This window comes from Micromonospora sp. CCTCC AA 2012012 (assembly GCF_040499845.1).
Classification (GTDB): Bacteria; Actinomycetota; Actinomycetes; order Mycobacteriales; family Micromonosporaceae; genus Micromonospora; species Micromonospora mangrovi.
This window is the reverse complement of sequence record NZ_CP159342.1, coordinates 5724449-5742369: the sequence shown is the minus strand read 5'-3', so window position 1 is coordinate 5742369 and position 17921 is coordinate 5724449. Positions and strand designations below refer to the sequence as shown.

Annotated in this window: 23 protein-coding genes; all 23 read left to right on the top strand. The window is 72.2% G+C overall.

All coding sequences use genetic code 11. From position 1 onward, the window contains the following. Window positions 1-3 precede the first annotated feature (3 nt). Window positions 4-1512, top strand: a complete 1509-nt coding sequence (locus ABUL08_RS25880; RefSeq protein ID WP_350932599.1) for a phage portal protein — start codon at window positions 4-6, stop codon at window positions 1510-1512. Beyond that, window positions 1502-2560, top strand: coding sequence for a VG15 protein (locus ABUL08_RS25875; RefSeq protein ID WP_350932598.1), 1059 nt, complete (start codon window positions 1502-1504; stop codon window positions 2558-2560). Before ABUL08_RS25880 ends, ABUL08_RS25875 begins: the two co-directional genes overlap by 11 nt. Before the next feature lie 11 nt (window positions 2561-2571). Further along, window positions 2572-2874 carry a hypothetical protein gene (locus ABUL08_RS25870; RefSeq protein ID WP_350932597.1) on the top strand — a complete coding sequence of 101 codons (303 nt, stop codon included), beginning with the start codon at window positions 2572-2574 and terminating at the stop codon, window positions 2872-2874. After that, window positions 2867-3214, top strand: a complete 348-nt coding sequence (locus tag ABUL08_RS25865) for a hypothetical protein (protein WP_350932596.1) — start codon at window positions 2867-2869, stop codon at window positions 3212-3214. The genes ABUL08_RS25870 and ABUL08_RS25865 overlap by 8 nt, the downstream gene beginning before the upstream one ends. A gap of 69 nt (window positions 3215-3283) precedes the next feature. After that, window positions 3284-4021, top strand: a complete 738-nt coding sequence (locus tag ABUL08_RS25860; protein ID WP_350932595.1) for a hypothetical protein — start codon at window positions 3284-3286, stop codon at window positions 4019-4021. A 56-nt stretch (window positions 4022-4077) separates the two neighbouring features. Next, complete coding sequence (locus ABUL08_RS25855; RefSeq protein WP_350932594.1) at window positions 4078-5262, top strand: SU10 major capsid protein; 1185 nt, start codon at window positions 4078-4080, stop codon at window positions 5260-5262. 14 nt (window positions 5263-5276) lie between these two features. Further along, window positions 5277-5930 (top strand): hypothetical protein, encoded by a 654-nt coding sequence (locus ABUL08_RS25850; RefSeq protein ID WP_350932593.1) that lies wholly within the window; start codon window positions 5277-5279, stop codon window positions 5928-5930. Between the two features lie 64 nt (window positions 5931-5994). Then, window positions 5995-6555 carry a hypothetical protein gene (locus ABUL08_RS25845; RefSeq protein WP_350932592.1) on the top strand — a complete coding sequence of 187 codons (561 nt, stop codon included), beginning with the start codon at window positions 5995-5997 and terminating at the stop codon, window positions 6553-6555. Continuing rightward, entirely contained in the window at window positions 6555-6953 is a 399-nt protein-coding gene (locus ABUL08_RS25840; RefSeq protein WP_350932591.1) for a DUF6093 family protein, read from the top strand. Before ABUL08_RS25845 ends, ABUL08_RS25840 begins: the two co-directional genes overlap by 1 nt. Continuing rightward, complete coding sequence (locus tag ABUL08_RS25835) at window positions 6950-7348, top strand: hypothetical protein (RefSeq protein ID WP_350932590.1); 399 nt, start codon at window positions 6950-6952, stop codon at window positions 7346-7348. Before ABUL08_RS25840 ends, ABUL08_RS25835 begins: the two co-directional genes overlap by 4 nt. Beyond that, a complete protein-coding gene (locus ABUL08_RS25830) occupies window positions 7345-7770 on the top strand; it encodes a hypothetical protein (RefSeq protein ID WP_350932589.1) in 426 nt (141 codons plus the stop codon). Before ABUL08_RS25835 ends, ABUL08_RS25830 begins: the two co-directional genes overlap by 4 nt. A 26-nt stretch (window positions 7771-7796) precedes the next feature. After that, window positions 7797-7997, top strand: a complete 201-nt coding sequence (locus ABUL08_RS25825) for a hypothetical protein (protein WP_350932588.1) — start codon at window positions 7797-7799, stop codon at window positions 7995-7997. Continuing rightward, window positions 7994-8506 (top strand): phage tail tube protein, encoded by a 513-nt coding sequence (locus tag ABUL08_RS25820; protein ID WP_350932587.1) that lies wholly within the window; start codon window positions 7994-7996, stop codon window positions 8504-8506. The genes ABUL08_RS25825 and ABUL08_RS25820 overlap by 4 nt, the downstream gene beginning before the upstream one ends. Then, complete coding sequence (locus tag ABUL08_RS25815) at window positions 8503-9069, top strand: hypothetical protein (RefSeq protein WP_350932586.1); 567 nt, start codon at window positions 8503-8505, stop codon at window positions 9067-9069. Before ABUL08_RS25820 ends, ABUL08_RS25815 begins: the two co-directional genes overlap by 4 nt. Window positions 9070-9179: 110 nt before the next feature. Continuing rightward, window positions 9180-9428: a hypothetical protein gene (locus tag ABUL08_RS25810; RefSeq protein WP_350932585.1), complete on the top strand. Its 249-nt coding sequence runs from the start codon at window positions 9180-9182 to the stop codon at window positions 9426-9428. Window positions 9429-9434: 6 nt separating this feature from the next. Then, the gene (locus ABUL08_RS25805) at window positions 9435-11567 is read left to right on the top strand and encodes a hypothetical protein (RefSeq protein ID WP_350932584.1); all 2133 of its coding nucleotides are present in this window, start codon (window positions 9435-9437) and stop codon (window positions 11565-11567) included. Beyond that, a complete protein-coding gene (locus tag ABUL08_RS25800) occupies window positions 11568-12524 on the top strand; it encodes a phage distal tail protein (RefSeq protein WP_350932583.1) in 957 nt (318 codons plus the stop codon). 2 nt (window positions 12525-12526) lie between these two features. After that, a complete protein-coding gene (locus ABUL08_RS25795) occupies window positions 12527-13717 on the top strand; it encodes a siphovirus ReqiPepy6 Gp37-like family protein (RefSeq protein ID WP_350932582.1) in 1191 nt (396 codons plus the stop codon). Beyond that, window positions 13717-14634, top strand: coding sequence for a hypothetical protein (locus tag ABUL08_RS25790; protein WP_350932581.1), 918 nt, complete (start codon window positions 13717-13719; stop codon window positions 14632-14634). Before ABUL08_RS25795 ends, ABUL08_RS25790 begins: the two co-directional genes overlap by 1 nt. Window positions 14635-14646: 12 nt before the next feature. Further along, window positions 14647-16113 (top strand): hypothetical protein, encoded by a 1467-nt coding sequence (locus ABUL08_RS25785; RefSeq protein ID WP_350932580.1) that lies wholly within the window; start codon window positions 14647-14649, stop codon window positions 16111-16113. A gap of 36 nt (window positions 16114-16149) precedes the next feature. Then, a complete protein-coding gene (locus ABUL08_RS25780) occupies window positions 16150-17127 on the top strand; it encodes a glycoside hydrolase domain-containing protein (RefSeq protein ID WP_350932579.1) in 978 nt (325 codons plus the stop codon). Beyond that, window positions 17127-17564, top strand: a complete 438-nt coding sequence (locus ABUL08_RS25775) for a hypothetical protein (RefSeq protein WP_350932578.1) — start codon at window positions 17127-17129, stop codon at window positions 17562-17564. The genes ABUL08_RS25780 and ABUL08_RS25775 overlap by 1 nt, the downstream gene beginning before the upstream one ends. Further along, window positions 17543-17896 (top strand): hypothetical protein, encoded by a 354-nt coding sequence (locus ABUL08_RS25770; RefSeq protein ID WP_350932577.1) that lies wholly within the window; start codon window positions 17543-17545, stop codon window positions 17894-17896. Before ABUL08_RS25775 ends, ABUL08_RS25770 begins: the two co-directional genes overlap by 22 nt. The last annotated feature ends 25 nt before the right edge of the window (window positions 17897-17921 follow it).

Sequence of the window (17921 nt, the reverse complement as noted above, 5' to 3'; positions counted from 1 at the left end):
CCCGTGGCGCTGCCGTCCGATGACCTGGGCTGGGTCACCCACCTGGCGAACCGGCACGACCGGGACAAGCCGCAGCTGCAAGAGCTCAACGCCCTCTACGAGGGCAGCGCGCCGCTGCACTACATCCACCCGGAGATCCTGCGGGAGGTCGGCGACCGCCTCCAGGCCGTGTCCCTCGGGTGGCCGATGCTCGCGGTCGACCCGCTCGAGGAACGTCTCGATCCGCTGGGCTTCCGGTATCCGGAGGACGACGAGCGGCCCGATCCGGACGTCGCGCCGGCGGAGCTCGCGTCGGCGACGGCGGACAAGAACCTGATGCGAGTGTGGCAGGACAACGACCTCGACGAGGAGGCGCAGCTCGGACGCCTCGACGCCCTGGTGATGAAGCGGTCGTACCTGGCGGTGGGCACCAACGAGGACGACGAGGACACCCCGCTGGTGACCGTGGAGTCGCCGCTGGAGATGTACGCCGACATCGACCCCCGCACCCGGCAGCCGCGGGCGGCGCTGCGCCGCTGGGTGGAGGACCCGGACAGCTTGATCAAGCTGCCCGAGGAGTACGCGACCCTCTACATGCCTAACTACACCGTCTGGTACGACCGGGGGCCGCAGGGCTGGCGGGAGACCGGCCGGGACGTGCACAACGTCGGCGAGGTCCTCGTCACGCCGCTGACCAACCGGGGCCGGCTGGCCGACCGGTACGGCAAGTCGGAACTGACCATCCCGCTGCTGTCGCTGTCGCACGCCGCCAACAAGCTGGCCAGCGACATGATGGTGGCCGCCGAGTTCCACGCGATCCCGCTGCGCGCGCTGTTCGGCATCGGTGAGGACGACCTGGTCGACGACAAGGGCCAGAAGCAGTCCGCGCTGCAGGTCATCATGGGCAAGCTGCTCACCCTGGAAGGCAGCGGCGGTGAGGACTCCGACGGCGGCGGCATCAAGGCCCACGAGTTCGCCGCGTCCAGCCTGGCCAACTTCCACCAGTCCCTGACGCAGCTGGCCAAGCACGCCACCGCCCTGGTCGGCCTGCCGCCGACCGCGTTCGGAGTGGTCACCGACACCCCGGCCAGCGCGGAGGCGTGGCGGGCGGCCGAGGCCCGGCTGATCAAGCGGGCCGAGCGGCGGCAGAAAGCCATGTCCGGCCCGTACAAGCGGGTCAACCGGCACGTGCGCCGGCTGCAGGACGGCGACTGGGACCCGCAGGCCAAGCGGCTGGAAACCATCTGGCAGGACCCGGCCACCCCGACCCGGGCGCAGGCCGCCGACGCCGTCCGGAAACTGTTCGGCAGCGACGAGCCGATCATCACCAAGCGGCAGGCCCGCGAGGACCTCGGCTACACCCAGGGCCAGATCCGACGGATGCAGGCCGAGGACGACGCGGCCGCACAACAGGACCCGGTCCGGGAGATCATCAACATGGGCATGGGCGGCCAGCCAGCCCCGGTCGAGCCACCGGTGCCACCAACCGCGCCGGCCCCAGCGCCCGAGCCGGTGCCGGCCGGTGTCGGCTGAGCAGGTCGCCCGCGAGCACCACCGCCGCCGGCGCCGGCTCGTCGACCGGCTGGTCACGGTGTCCCGTCAGCTGTGGGCGCGCGTCGACCCCGACGCCATCGCCCGCAGCTGGACCACCCAGTTGGCCGACCTGGTGCCCGTGGCCACCGCGGCGCAGTACGCCGCGGCGATCACCGCGGACACCTACCTCGACGCGGTGCTCGCCGCCCAGGGCGTGACGCCGGCACCCCGGGCGACCGTGGTGGCGGCCGCGCTCGCCGGCGTCGCCTCCGACGGGCGGCCCCTGGCGTCGCTGCTCTACCAGCCGGCCGTCACCGCGCTGACCGCGATCGGCGACGGCGTCGACACCCGGCGGGCTCTCGCCGGCGGGTACGCCGCCCTGGAGACGGCGGTGCGTACCCAGGTCGCCGACGCCGGCCGGGTCGCCGACGTCACCGCGATGGCCGTCCGTGGCGTCGACGACTACGTGCGGATGGTCGTTGGCACCACCTGCGGCCGCTGCGTGGTCCTCGCCGGGCGCCGCTACAAGCTGTCCGAGGCATTCGACCGGCACCCCTGCTGCGACTGCGTCCACGTCCCCGCCGCCGAGGACACCGTCGACGCGATCGCCACGAACCCTCGGGCCTGGTTCGACAGCCTGAGCGCAGAAGAGCAGGACCGGCAGTTCACCAAGGCCGGCGCCGCGGCCATCCGCCTCGGCGCCGACATCAGCCAGGTCGTCAACGCCCGCCGCGGCGCGTACGGGCTGACACCGGCCGGCGCCCGCATCACCGCCGACGAGGCGCGGATGCTGCGCGGCGGCCGCGACCGCGGCCAGCTCGCCACCCGCGCGGTGTACGGCCGGCAGGTCTACACCACCACCGAGGGCATCACCACCCGCGGCCTGGCCGGCGTCCGGCTCGGCGCCCGGGAGCGAGGGGTCAAGGACGGCGGCCGGTACCGGGAGGCCCGCACTCCCCGGCTGATGCCCGAGAGCATCCTCGCCGCCGCCGGCGACGACCAGGCCGAAGCGCTCCGACTGCTCAAGCGGTTCGGCTACATCCGATGAGAGGAGACCCCATGCAGCCCACCATCGGCCGCATCGTTCACTACACCCTGACCACGTTCGACGCCGAGGCGGTCAACCGCCGTCGGAAGGACTTCGCGGACCAGTCGACGCCCGGCAACACCGGCTTCGTGGGCCACGTCGGCAACCGCGTCGAGGCCGGCGACACCTACCCGGCCATGGTCGTCCGCGTGTTCGGCGCCGACGCTGCCAACCTGCAGGTGTTCCTCGACGGCAACGACACCTACTGGGCGACCTCCCGTCCCGAGGGCGAGGCCGGCGAGCAGGGCCGCTGGATTTGGCCGCCTCGTGCCTGAGACGCCGGCCCCCGAGCAGCCCCCGGCCATCGGCCGCGCGGTCCACTACGTCGCTCGAGGCAGCGCGGACGGGAAGTTCCCGCCGGCGTGCCGGGCGGCCACGATCACGGAGGTCGGGGAAGCCGGCCGGGTCGGCGTGATGGTGGCCAACCCCACCGGCCTGTTCTTCCACCCGCTCGCGGACGACGGCGGCTTGGAGTACCACGACGGCGCGGAGACGCCTGGCGACCCGCGCTGCCTGAACCGGGCGCATCACGGCAGCCCCTTCCGCTACTGCGCCTGCGGCTGGATCGAGCCGTCACTTCGAGGCGGCACCTGGCACTGGCCCGACCACACCTGAGCGCGGCGCGCCAGGCCACCGCTCATCACCTGGTTCGGCGCGATGCCGGGCCACCTACCGGAGGTCGCGATGACCCACCTGCCCACCCACCCGTACCTGCTGCACCCGCGCACGGGCGACCCGTTGCGCGCGATCGGCCGTACCCAATCCGGTCGCCTGGTGTGGCCGCAGCTCGGCGCCGCTCCGGACCCGCCCGCGGACCCGGCCCCCGGGGCCGGTCAGCCGTCGGCGAACCCGCCCGCGGATCCCGGCGCGGGCGCCGGCCAGCCGCCCACCACCCCGCCGCCAGCCGGTGACCCGACCGACAAGCCGCTCGGCCCGGGCGGGGAGAAGGCGCTGCGGGAGGAGCGGGAGGCCCGCAAGGCCCTGGAGAAGCAGCTCGGCGAGCTGGCGCCGCTCAAGCAGCTGGCGGAGCTGCTCGGCAGCAAGCCGACCGGCAACGCGCCGACCGAGCTGGAGCAGCTCACCGAGCGGCTGACCAAGCACGAGGAGGAGCTGAACTCGGAGCGGACGGCCCGCTGGCGGGCGGAGATCGCCGCCGCGAAGGGCCTCACCCTCCAGCAGGCCGCCCGGCTGCAGGGCTCGACGCGTGAGGAGCTGGAGGCCGACGCCGCCGAGCTGCTCACGCTGTTCCCCGCCGCGCCGGCCGGGCCGCGTAATCCTGCTCCGGACCCGTCACAGGGCAGCCGGGGCACTGCACCGCCGGTGGACCTCGACGCGCAGATCGCCGCGGCGCAGAAGACCGGCAACGTCCGTGAGGTCATCCGTCTGCAGAAGCAGAAGTTGGCCTCGACCGTCCAGCAGTAACCGAGGGGCCGGCGCGGGCCGCGCCCACGGAACGACATCGAAGGGAGCGACCAGCGATGGCTGGTATCACCGCGCTCGGCACCACCTACAACCTGCCCAACTACACGGGCATCCTGCACCTGCTCACCCCGACCGACACGCCGTTCTTCTCGGCGATCGGCGGGCTGACCGGCGGCGGGCAGACCACCGACGTCGAGTTCGAATGGTCGGAGTACGACCTGCGCGCCGCCGGTCAGAACACGGCCCTGGAGGGCCAGGACGCGCCGACCCCGCAGAACCGGGTCCGCGGGCAGAAGAAGAACGTCACGCAGATCCACCACGAGACCGTCGGCGTCAGCTACACCAAGCGGGCCGCGACCGGCCGGCTGGCGGGGCTGGCCACCGGCGGCGCGACCAACCCGGTCGTCGACGAGCTGGACTGGCAGACCGAGCTGATGCTGCAGCAGATCGCCCGGGACGTCGAGTGGTCGTTCATCAACGGCATCTACCAGCTGCCGGCGGACAACCTGACTGCCCGCAAGACCCGGGGCATCCTCGCCGCGACGGTGTCCAACGTCGTCGACGCCGCCGGCGGCGCCACCGCCACCGGCACCGCGGCCGCCGCGACCGACCTGATCACCCTGACCGCCCACGGCCTGGCCAACGGCGACTCGGTCCGGTTCACGTCGGTCGGCACCGCCACCCCGCTGACCACCACCGACGTGTACTACGTGGTGGCCAGCTCGGCGAACACCTTCAGCGTCTCGCTGACCAAGGGCGGCGCGGCGGTCAATATCGCCGTCGACGGCACCGTGGTCTGGGCCAAGGGCGTCGCCCTCACCAAGACCATGGTCGACGCGCTGCTGATGACCGTCTTCAACAACGGCGGCATCATGCAGTCCGAGACCGCCACGATCATGGTCAGCGCGTCCCAGAAGCTGGCGATCACCAACGCCTACGTGGCGGCCGGCTACGTCACCAAGGAGATCTCCACCGTCGGCGGTGTGACCGTCAACCGGATCGAGACCGACTTCGGGATCCTCAACATCATGCTCAACCGGCACATGCCGGCCGACGTGGTGCAGGTCGTCTCCCTCGAGGAGTGCAAGCCGGTCTACCTGGAGGTCCCCGGCAAGGGACACATGTTCGAAGAGCCCCTGGCCAAGACCGGCGCCTACGACAAGAACCAGATCTACGGCGAGGTCGGGCTCGGATACGGCAACGAGCGCAAGCACGGCAAGATCGTCAACCTCAAGGCGTAAGGAGCCCCACGATCATGGGCAAGGACACGGAGAAGTACGTCGTCACGGCCGGCTACGTGACCGTGGAGACGCAGGTGGGCGCCGGCCGCGCCCAGGTCGACGTCCCGCACGGTTCGCCCCTGCCCGGCGACGTGTCGGACGAGCACCGTCAGCGGCTGCTCGACGCCGGCGCGATCGGACTGCAGGACGACAAGGACGCCCCGGCCGACACCGAGGGGCCGACCACCCGGTTCGGTACGCCGGCCGGCCGGCCGGTGCCGGGCCTGGTCGAGCCGGACGAGATCGACCGGGACATCATCACCGCCGGCACCGCCGAGGCCATCCTCGACTGGGTCGGCGAGGACCTCGCCCGGGCCCGGGTCGCCCTGGACATGGAACAGACCAAGGGCCTCAACACCCGGCAGGGCCTGGTCGCGGAGCTGCAGAAGCTCATGGGCGGGCAGGAGACCGAACCGCCGGCGGTGCCCGAGGCCATCACCGACGACGGCCTGGTGATCGCCCCGGTCACCCCGGGTGGGGTGGCCGTTCCCGACCCGGACCCGCTCGCCGCTGGCGCCGGCGACACCTCGGCGGCCGCCGCGCCGGCGAAGTCCACCTCGGCCAAGGCCACCCCGGCCAAGGCGACGAAGGCCACCGCGGCCAAGGCCACCGGCAGCAGCCGCAGCTGAACGCCCGGCCCGGCCGGCAGGTGTGCTCTGCCGGCCGGGCCTGACGTGAGGGAAGGAGGACGCGGTGGCGGACCAGCTGGCGGCCCCGGCCGACCTGAAGAACCTGCTCGATGACCAGGGCCTCAACGACGCGCAGGTGACCCTGCTGATCGAGTGCGCCACCGCGGTGGTCCAGGCCGCCGCCGGCGGGCAGCGGATCATCCAGGTCGTCGACGACACCGCGGTGCTCACCGCCGGCCCGGGCCAGTGGCTGGCCCTGCCGCAGTTCCCGGTCCAGTCGGTCACCTCGGTGGACTACAACGGCAGCCCGCTGACGTCCGGCGCCGCCGGGTACCGGCTGCACGGCACCCGCCTGTACCGGCGGTGCGGCTGGTCCGACCAGCCCGACGACCTGATCCCGGTCACCGTCGTCTACAGCCACGGATACCCACCCGACGCGCAGGAGCTGCAGCTGGCCCGCTCCGCGGTCCTCGGCCTGATCCGCGACATCCCCGGTAACCCGGAAGGCCTCAAGGCCGAGTCCCAGGACGACTGGTCCGCCACCTACGCGACGATGTCCACCCACATGGACGGCACGCCGGCGCTGCGCGCGGCCCTGCGCCGCCAGTACGGGCGGAGACGCTGATGCGCATCGACCGAGCCGTGGCCCGCGGCCGCCGCGTCGCCGAGGCGCGGATGCGCGACACCTGCGCGTTCCGCCGCAAGACCGGCACCGTCACCAACCCGACCACCGGCAAGATCACCCCGACGTACGCCGCCGGGTACGCCGGCAAGTGCCGGGTCAAGCAGCCGTCACCCACCGCCGCACCGGCCACCGCCGGGGAGGCGGTGGTGGTGATGGTCGGCGTCGAGGTGCACATCCCGATGAGCGGCACGCCCGCGCCGCAGCCCGGCGACGAGTGCGTGATCACCGCCTCGGCCGGCGACCCCGACCTGGTCGGCCGGACGTTCGTCGTCGACGCCCCGCACCGGCACTCCGACGCCACCGCGCGCCGGCTGAAGGTCAAGGAGCGCACGTCGTGAAGATCGACCTGGACGCCGCGGACCTCAACAACCTGGTGGCGCACCTGGAGCAGGTGCCGGCCAACGCGCACCGCAACATCGTCAAGGCCACCGAATTCACCGCCCGCGGCATCAAGGACACCAGCCGGGAGTTCGCCTCCGGCCTGGCCCACGCCCCGGACTACCCGAAGGCGATCACCTACGACGTCGACGACCGCGGCGTCGGCGACGGGGTCAGCGCGGAGATCGGCCCGGAGAAGGAACGCCGCCAGGGCGCGCTGGGCAACATCCTGGAGTACGGCACCATCAACAACCCGCCGTACGCCCACCTGGGGCCGGCGCTGGACATCTGGACCCCCGACTGGGAGCAGGGCCTGGGCAAGGCCGCAGCGGACGCCCTGGACGGCCGGACGTGAGCATCGACATCCAGGCCCACGCCAACGCGGTCCTGGGCCTGCTGCGCGGCGTCCCAGACCTGCCGGTGTACCCGCCCGAGGAGCCGGACGACACCGGCCAGATCGTCCCCGACGGCGCGGAGCCGCCGTACGTAGCGGCGCAGATCCGGCCCGGCTTCGCGCTCGGCCCGTCGATCGTCGCGGCGACCACCCGGGCCGTCTTCGACATCACCTGCCACTGCGTCGGCGGCAACGACATCGCCGCCCGCGCGGTAGCGCAGCAGGTCGTCAACGCGCTGCTCGACGTCGTCCCGACCATCGCCGGCCGGCAGTCGTACCCGATCCGCTACCTCGACTCGCCACCGGCCCGGCCGGACGAGTCCACCGGCCGCCTGGTCGTCGACCAGACGTACCTGTTCCGTCTCGAAACCCTGCCGGGCTGACCGGCACCACACCCACTGGAGGAGTCGTGCCGACTGAGTTCGTGCGCGTACGCGACAAGACCGCCAAGACCGAATCGTCGCTGCCGAAGAGGCGGGCCGAGCAGCTCGTCGAGCGCGGCGACGTCGAGATCCTCACCGGCCAGCCGGCGGTCAACAACCTGGGTGAGCCGCTGCCGCCCGCCCCGGCCGCCACCACCGGCACGAAGAGCAAGGAGCAGACCCGATGACGTCGCCGCTGCAGCTGCCCGATTCCGTCAAGAGCGACGGCACCCTGGCCTTCAAGTTCGTGGTGTCGCTCACCGACCCGTCCGCACCGAAGCTGACCGAGCTCAACGCGGTGACGTCGCTGGACCTGCACGGCTACATCACCGGCGACGGCTGGCAGCCGGGCGGCGAGCAGGCCACCGTCACCGACAGCCGGATCGCCACCGTCCAGGACTTCGAGAAGCCCGGCCGCAAGTCCAAGTCGCTGACGGTCGTGTACGTGCACAACCCGGCCAGCCCGGACAACAACGAGGCGTACCTGACCCTCGCCGAGGGCGTCAAGGGCTTCATCGTGCCCCGCTACGGGGTGCCGTCGACGCAGGCCTACGCGGTCGCCGACATCGTCGACGTGTGGCCGATCGAGGCCGGCGAGCCGATGAAGAACTGGAACGGCGCCAACAGCGTGCACACGGCCACGCAGCGGCTGTTCGTCACCAACGTGGTGCACATGGACGTGGCGGTGGTGGCGTGACCGACGTCGACGCGCTGCTGACCGGCGCGCGGCTGCCCGAGGACACCATGAAGGTGTGCACCCGCCTCGACCTGGTCGCGCAGTGGACCCAGCTCGGCCGGGAGCTCGCCGAGGCGAAAGCCCGCTCGGCCGCTGACCCGCGGGTCGCCGGCGACGGCACCACCGCGCTGGCGCAGCGGATGGAGGAGCTGCGCGACCAGGTGGAGGCGGCCACCGTCGAGTTCCAGCTGCGGGGGCTGACCCCGAAGCGGTGGAACGAGCTCGTCGAGGAACACCCGGCGCGCACCGACGACGAGGACGACCTGCGGATGGGCGTCAACCGGGCGACGTTCCTGCCCGCCTTGGTGCGGCGGTCGACGGTCAGTCCGGCGCTGGCCGAGGCCACGTGGGAGCAGCTGCTCGACCTGGACAGCGGGCGGCTGGCCGTGCAGCAGTGGCGCACCTGGTGGCGCAAGTGCTGGAACCTCAACGTCCGCGAGGTCGACCTCCCTTTCTCCGTCGCCGGATTGCTGACGAGCCCGACCTCCGGCAGCGACTCCGGCTCGCCCGAACCCTCGGCGTAAGCCCGCGCCGGCTGGAGGGCTGGGAGCCGTCCACCGTTCACGAGTACGCCGACGGCCGGCTGGTCCGCTCCACCCCGGAGACGGAGTGGACCGCGGAGCAGCTGGCCTGGATGGTCGCGCTGGAGGCGTACGAGGCCGGCCTGTGCAAGCAGTGCGGGGAGCCGCTGGAGGCCTCCACGGCGATGGAGAACGACTTCAACAACCCGCGCGGCACGGGGGTGTACCGGCCGGTGGAGGGCACGCCGGTGCAGTGCCACTGCTGTGCCGCCCTGCAGCGCTCCGAGCGCGACACCGCCGCGCTGAACCCGCAGTTCCCGGCCGCGATGATCCACGCGGTCCGTCTCGTGCCGAGGAGGTGAGATCCGGTGTCGCGTACGACGAAGGTCGGCCTGGACGTCGACGAGCAGCCCTTCGTGCGCGGCATGGACAACGCGACCGGCGCGGCGCAGCGCCTGGAGGACAGCCTCGACGACGTCGCCGACAGCGCGAAGGACGTCGCCACCGGCACCGAGCGGGCCAGCGAGTCCACCGACGGGCTCGGTGACTCCGCCCGCGACGCCGGCCGCAAGCTGGGGTCGCTGCGCGACGACGCGGCCCGGCTCGACCGGCAGATCGACGAGACCGCCAGTAGCGTCCGGGAACTGGCTCGGGAGATCGCCCGCACCTCCGATGAGGCGGAACGGGCGAAGCTCAGCGAGAAGCTGTCCGCCGAGCAGGGCAAGCTGCGTCAGCAGACCAGCATCCGCAAGCTGATCGACTTCAAGGACGTCGAGGACGTCATCCCCGACTCGGTCGGCACGCAGATCATCGACAAGCTGAAGGGGATGCTGTCCAACGCGCCGCTCGGCCCGGCCGGCGCCGCGATGGGCGGCATCATCGCGGTGCCGGCCGCCGCCGTCATCGGCGCCACGATCTCCGGCGCGATCGTCGGTGGGGTCGGCGTCGGCGGGGTGGTCGGCGGGCTGAAGATCGCCGCGAAGGACCAGCGGGTCCAGGCGGCCGGGAAGGACCTCGCCGACGCGGTCCTCGGTGACCTGGAGGACTCCGGCAGCCGGTTCGTGCAGCCGGCCATCGCCGGGATCGGGATCCTCCGCTCGGCGTGGGAGGACGTCGCCGGCGACATCGACGACGTGTTCGCCTCCACCTCCCGCTACGTCGAGCCCCTGGCGCGTGGGGTGGCTGGCTTCGTCCGCGAGCTCGCCCCCGGTATCGCCGACGCCGCGGCGGCCGCCGGTCCGATCATCGCCGTCGTCGAAAACGACCTGCCTGGCGTCGGCCGGGAGCTGTCCGAGCTGCTGTCCACAGTCGCCGACCACGCCGACGAGGGCGCCTCCGCCATCCACCTGATCTTCCTGGCCGTCGAGGACACCATCGCCGGGGTGACGATGCTGGTCGACGGCATGTCCACCCTCTACCGGTGGCTCGTCGAGGCCGGCGTGGCCGCGGCCGACTTCACGTACTCGCTGTACGGGTGGCTGCCGGTCATCGGCGACCAGGTCGAGCACAACCGAGACCGGATGCACGAGCTGAAGGACGCCCTCGACGCCGGCGGCGACGCCGGCGACGGGGCCGGCCAGAAGATCCAGGGTGGCCTGCTCAAGGTCGACGGCGCCGCCACCGAGGCGACCTTCGAGGTGCGGTCGCTGCGCGACATCCTCGACGAGCTGTCCAGCAAGACCCTCGACGCCCGGGCGGCGAACCGGGATTTCGAGGCGGCCGTGGACGCGGCGACCGAGTCGGTGAAGCGCAACGGCCAGGCCCTGTCCGACGGCACCGAGAAGGGCCGGGCCAACCAGGCCGCCCTGGACGCGATCGTCAAGACCACGTACCGCAAGCGGGACGCGACCCTGGCCGAGACCGGCTCCCAGGAAGCCGCGAACGCGGCGACCGAGCGGGGCCGGGCCGCGTTCCTCAAGGCCGCCGACGCGATGGGCATGGAGGCCGGTAAGGCGAAGGCCCTGGCCGACCGGCTGTTCGGCATCCCGAACATCCAGCGCACCGTGTCGGTCAACAGCGAGCAGGCCCTGTCGGCGATCGCCCGGGTGCAAGCCGGCCTCGGGAAGATCAACAGCAAGAACATCACGGTCGGCGTCTACTACAAGTCCAACGGCGACCTGAAGTTGCCCGGCGGCACGTCGCTGAAGAACCGGTGGGGTGGCGTCTACGAGCACGCCCAGGACGGCCTGGTGAACCTCCGCGAGGCCGCCGTCTACAGCGCCGTCTCCCCGGCCCGGTACGCGTTCGCCGAGCCCGCCACCGGCGGCGAGGCCTTCATCCCGCGCAACGGAAACCGGGACCGGTCGCTGGACATCCTCGCCACGGCGGCCCGCTGGTACGGACAGCGAGTCGTGCCCCAGGGCAGCTGGGGGCCGGGCCCGTCGGTGACCAACGACAACCGGATCGCCGTCTACCCGCAGCAGGCGAATTTCACGGTGCACGACCTGTCCGCGCTGCAGCGCCGGCAGGACGCGCTGGCCAGGTTGGGGAGGCCTCGGTAGATGCCCGTCTACGTCGGCGTAATCAGCCCGCCCACCACCCCGGCCCCCGAGCCGACGCCCACCCCAGCGCCGGCCCCGCAGCGGCCGCGCGACCCCGGCCGCTTCCAGCTGGTGTGGATCGGGCCCGACGGCACCGAGCTGCAGCTGACCAGCGACACCGAGCTGCACTTCACCCTCGACGGCTGGTCCAACGTGGTCGGCGCGGCACCGATCATCATCGTCGCCTACCCGCACCCGCGCGGCGGTACCCGGGTGGGGCACGTCCAGCCGCAGCCACGCACCATGACGCTGCCGGTGCGGGTGCGCGCCGACACCCACATGGAGCTGGTGGGCGGCTGGCGGGACTTCGTCCGGCCGATCGTGGCCACCCGCCGGCTCGGCCCCGGGAAACTGCGGATCCTGCGCCCGGACGGCTCGGCCAGGGAGATCGAGTGCTACTACCAGGGCGGCATTGAGGGTGAGCCCGGCCAGGGCTGGCTGTACGACACGGCCGTGCTCAGCCTCTACTGCCCCGACCCCTACTGGCGCGACGTCACCCCCGAGAGCATCCCGTACGCCTACGCCGGCGCGCCGGTGTCCTACCTCAGCCCGTACCTGACGGTGAGCCCGACCAGCGTGCTGGGCGTCGCCACAGCGACCAACGCTGGCGACGTCGAGGCGTGGCCGGAGTGGACGATCGTCGGCCCGGCCACGTCGGTGGTCGCGACCAACCACACCACCGGCGAGAGCTTCACCCTCACCGGCACGCTCACCGCCGGCCAGGTCGCGACCATCACCACCGACCCGCCAACCGTGCGCGGCCCCGGTGACGCGATCTGGACCGGGAAGCTGTCCTGGCCGGGGGCGGTGCTGTGGGGCCTGCAGCCGGGCCTCAACGACGTCGAGTTCGCCGTGGCCGGCGCTGGCGCGGGCACCTCGATCACCCTGTCCTACGTCCCTCGATACGAGACGGCCTGACCATGCCCCTGTCGCTGCCCGCGCCAGCGCGGATCACCATCCTCGTCACCGACCGGGACCTCAACGTCATCGGCGACCCGATCAGCGGCTGGACCGACCTGGACATCACCCTCCGCTTCAACGAGCCGGCCACCGGCGTCCTGCGGGCACCGCGGACCGCCGTGTCCGCCGCGCAACTCGCCCCGGGCAACCGGGTCGTGGTGATCCGAGACGGAGCCGTGTTCTGCGCTGGCCCCATCGAGGAGCCCGGCCCGGAGGACTGGTCGGTCTCCGGGCAGGCGTCCGGGCCCGGCATCTGCGAGGTCCAGTTCTCCGACGACCTGGCGGCCGTCGTCGCCCGGATCACCTACCCCAACCCGGCCGCCGCGGCGACCGCGCAGACGTCGACCGCCCGGTGGACCGCCACGGCGGCCGCCGGCGACATCATGCGGTCCCTGGTCAACCTCAACGCCGGCCCCGGCGCGCTGACAGCACGGCGGGTGCCGCAGCTGGCCCTCGGCGGCGGGGCCGGCCTCGGCACCACCATCAAGGTCGGCAGCCGCTTCGAGCCGCTCGGCGACGCGCTGCGCTCGGCGGCGATCGCCGGCGGGGGGCTGGGGATGCGCACCCGGCAGGACATCGCCACCGGCCAGCTGCTCTTCGACGTCTACGCCCCGCAGGACCTGGCCAGCTCGGTGCGATTCTCGCCCGGCCTCGGGAACCTCCGGTCCTACCGGTATGAGCCAAAGGCCCCGACAGTCACCGCGGCGATCGTCGGCGGCAAGGACGTCGGCACCTCCCGCGTCGTCGTCGAGCGCGTCAACACCACGGCGTCGACGTCGTGGGGGCGGATGGAGACGTTCGTCGACCAGCGGCAGTCCACCGACACCGCCGCCGACACCACCGAGCTCAACCAGGCCGGCGACGAGGCACTGACGCGCGGCGCGGAGACCGCCCGCCTGACCTCGGTCACCGTGGACACCCCCGACCAGCGGTACGGCACGCACTACCAGCTCGGCGACCGGGTCTCGGTGGAACTCGCCTCCGGCGTCCAGGTCACCGACGTGGTCCGCGCCGTGCACCTGGAGGTGTCGCCCGAGGCCGGGGAGGTCGTCACCGCGCTGGTCGGTACGCAGGAGGCCTCCAGCGACCAACTGTGGCTCAGGTACCTGCGTGACCTGTCTCGCCGCGTGGACGGATTGGAGACCATCTGATGGCGGAGACCTCGTACCCGAACCCGGGCGTCACCGAGCTGCAGCACGAACGGCTCCTCGGCCGGGCCCTGCCCTCCGGGCTGCTCGGCCACCCCGACGACCAGGCCCTGGTGTACGCCGACAACACCGGCACCCGCGAGATCCGCATCCGCGCCTCCCGCCAGGGCGTCGTCGAGGGCTACGGCTGGGCCAACGACGCCGCCGTGATCACCAAGACCCTGGCGGCGAACACGTCCGGGTCGACGCGCGTCGACCTGGTGGTGCTGCGGCTCAACCGCTCCACCTGGTCAGTCACGGTGCAGATCGTCCAGGGCACGCCCGGCGCCGGCGCGCCCGCGGCGACCCGGAACCCGAGCACCGGATCAGGCACCACCTACGAGATCGAGCTGGCCACCGTGACGGTGGCGAACAACGTCACCACGCTGGCCGGATCGACCGTCACCGACAAGGCCTGGTACCTCAACGAGGACGGGCAGATCCTCTGCGAGTCCGACCGCAGGCCCCCACACCACCCGGGACGCAGCGCCTTCGAGGTCGACACCGGCCGCTGGATCCTCTCCGACGGCACCAACTGGCGTAACGCCGTCGACGACTCCGGGGTCCTCGCCGTGCCCCTGCTCACCGGCTTCAGCGCGACCGAGAACAACCTGCAGCGGCGCGGCGGCGTGTGCGTCCTCAACCTCAAGGTCCAGCGCACGAACGCGGCGTTCCCGGCCGGCGCGATCACCAAGGTCGCGAACGTGCCCAGCGGCTTCGCGCCGACCTTCCCGGTTCAGTCGGCGGTCCTCTGGTGGTCCGGCGGCCTGCCGGCCGGGCTGCGCGTCACCTCGGCCGGGATCTACGTCGTGACGCCGGCCGGCGTCACCGTCGGCGAGGACCGCACGGTGGACGGCTCGCTCGTCTGGCACGCCACCTAGGAAAGGACACGCATGACTCGCTACACGGCCGGCGGTGGGCCCTCCGACTACACCATCGTCTCGGGTGACACGGTCACGGTCGGCGCGGTCACCGGCAAGAACGCGGTGGTCGTCGGCGGCATCGAGGTGAAGTGGTACAACGACGAGACCAGCGGCACCCAGTACGAGGACCTCCTCAACTCCGTCGGGCAGCCCGTCACGTCGGTGCAGTCGTCCGACACGACCGACGGCCGGGCGCTCGGCCAGATCCCTCGGGTGCAGTACCCGGACAACGTGACCGGCGCGTGGGCGTCCGCCGGCGGCGGCCCCCGCGTGTGGATGCCCGCCGACGTCGGCGACCAGGCCGTGGCGACCGCCGTCGACCTCGCCTCCCACAAGGCCCAAGCCAACGGGCACAGCACCGGAGTGGCCAACCTCAGCGACGTGGCCGTACCACCACCGGCCGGCCGGAACGTGGGCGACCTGCTCGGCGTCGTCGCCGGCGGCGGGTTCGGGCTGGTGCCGCCCTCGGTGGCCTCCGGGGCGACGCTGCTCAATCCCCCGCCGTCCGGCGCCACCTACGTGGGCAACACCGCGCAGCCGCCCGACCCGGCGCAAGGGCAGTCCGGTAACCCGTGGCTCAAGCTCACCCAGCCGTACAGCGCCACCGACGACAACCCCGACGCCCTGCAGTTCTTCTCCACGTCCGCCACCGGCCAGTCCATCAAGACTGGCTGGTTCAACGGGAACGGCGAGGTGCGCGCTGCCCCCTCCCTGCCCAACCGGGTCGCCGGGCGGATCTTCGAGGCGTACGAGAACCGCAACGGCCCGTCGACCGGCAGATTCTTCGAGCTGAGCACCAACCCGCTCAACGCGGCGAACAGGGAAGCGCTGCTCGGCGCGTACGGCACCGGCCATTCCTCCAAACCCGGCTGGGTCGAGGCGACCAGGGTGCTCAGCGCCTTGCTCGGCGTCCGCGCCGGCGGCAACTACAACGGACTGACCGCGATCACCTTCCGTGGCCAGCGTGCCAGCACGGGCGCGCCGACGTCCGGCACCTGGGCGGCCGGCGATGTCGTCCTTGACTCGGCAGGGGCGCTGTACCTGTGCACGGCGGCCGGCACGCCGGGCACGTGGGCCACGGCAGCGGGGGGCGGCGGCTCCAACGAGGCTGGGCCGTCGGCGTTCGTCGACATCACCCCGGGCACCGGCATGTCGCACGGGTCGACCCATGCTGCAACGCGACTGGAGCGCGGTGGGGACGCGGGCCGGCTGCGCGGCACCCTCACCGCCACCGGTGCGGTCGCCTCCGGCGCGGTCATCGCCACGATCCCCACGACCGCGCACCGTCCGCTGCACGGGGTGACCACGATTGTCAGATACACCGGCGGCGGCAACAAATTCGACATCGCCGCCGACGGCACGATCACCTACCAAGCGGCGTTTACCGCTGGCCAGTCGATCTGGCTGGACGGCGTCACCTGGGACCTCAGCGCGTAGGAGGTGCCGCGAGAACTCACCGACGAGGAGCCGAGCATGGCAATCGAGGGCATCGACTACGCCTGGGACCGGCCGACCATCTCCAGCTTGGTGCCTGCCGGCAAGCAGTTCGTGGTCAGGTACGGCGGGCCGGGGTCCGACGGCAAGCAGCTTCAGCCAGCTGAGCTCCGGGAGCTGCTGGCCGCCGGTATCGCAGTCGTCGCGAACGCTGAGGGAACCGCGAGCGGCTTCCGCGGCCGCACAGCGGGCCGCTCATGGGCACAGCAGGCGGACAGCCACTTCCGGGGCCTTGGAATGCCGGCCGACCGGCCGATCTACTTCTCGGCGGACTGGGACGTCCGCCCGAGCGAGATGGACGACGTCGACGAGGCGCTGCGCGGAGCGGCCGACGTCATCGGCGCAGCCCGTGTCGGCCTGTACGGCGGGTACAACGTCATCCGCCACGCCCAGGCGGCCGGTACCGCCCGCTGGTTCTGGCAGACCTACGCCTGGTCCGGCGGCCGGTGGGCGCCCGGGATACATCTCCAGCAGTACCGAAACGGGGTGCAGCTGGCTGGCGGCACCGTCGATCTCAACCGCGCCATGGTGACCGACTTCGGCCAGTGGGGACAGAAAGAACGACTCGAGGGAGTAGCTCAGATGTTCTGTAGATACGGGGATCGGGGCGAGAATGTCCGCGCCCTGCAGTACGCCCTGAACAACTGCGGGTTCGTCCCCGGCACCATCGACGGCGTGTACGGCGACGGCACCGCGGCGGCGCTGAAGCAGGCGGAGGCGTCGGTGGGCGTCACGTCGGACGGGCGGACGTACGACGCGGACTCGTACATCCGAGTCCAGGCGCTGTTCGTGCGCCGATTCTCCGCCGCCCAGAAGGGCGACCCGGGGCCGAAGGGGCCGGCCGGTCCGGTTGGTCCGCAGGGCCCGAAGGGTGACCCGGGTCCGGCCGGCGGCGCCGATGTCGACCAGGTGCTCGGCGAGCTGGGCCGCCGGATCAACGCCGCCCAGCAGAGCTGATGCGCCGGGTGGCCGCCGGGCTGCGGCGGCGCGTCGGCCACCGCGGTTCCACTCTGCTCTTCCTGGCCCTGGTGGACCTCGTCTACTGCTACCGGCTGCTCTTCCCGTCCGAACGTGACCGCTCGGCCCCCTGGCTGACGTTCCTCACCAGCTTCCTGCCGCTGCCGGTGTGGGCGGTCCTGTGGGGCGGCGTCGGCCTGCTGTGCCTGTCCCGTTCCTGGCGACGTAAGGACTCCGGCGCGTTCGCGTGCGCCATCGCCATCAAGGTGTTGTGGACGCTCCTGGCTGTGGCGTCCGGGGTGATCGGCGGCGTCGACCAGTGGTATCTCAACGCCGTGATCTTCGGTGGCTTCGCCGGTTTCGTGGCGATCATCGCGAGCTGGCCGGAGCCGCCGCGCGGCTGGAAGGAACGACAGTGGACGCATCCCTCGCCTTAGCGCTGCTGGCGCTCGTCGGCACGATGGTCACGGCGGGGTTGACCTACCGCGCGTCGACCAGGGCGACGCGGGCGGCGGAGAAGCGCGACGAGGCGACGGCCGATCGGGAGGACTCAGCCGAGCAGCGGCAGTGGCTGGCTGAGGCCCGTAACGAGGCGGTGGAGGCACGCCGGGAGATGCGGGCGGTTCGCCGTGAGGCGGAGGCGCTGGCGGCCCGGCTGCACACCTTGGTCATGGCGATCCATGAGCCGTCGATGACGATGCCGCGGCTGCGGGCGATGGTGCCGATCGGCGACGGCATGAACGGCACCTACCCGTCCGACGAGCGGTAGTCACCGCCGCCGGTGTTCGCACACC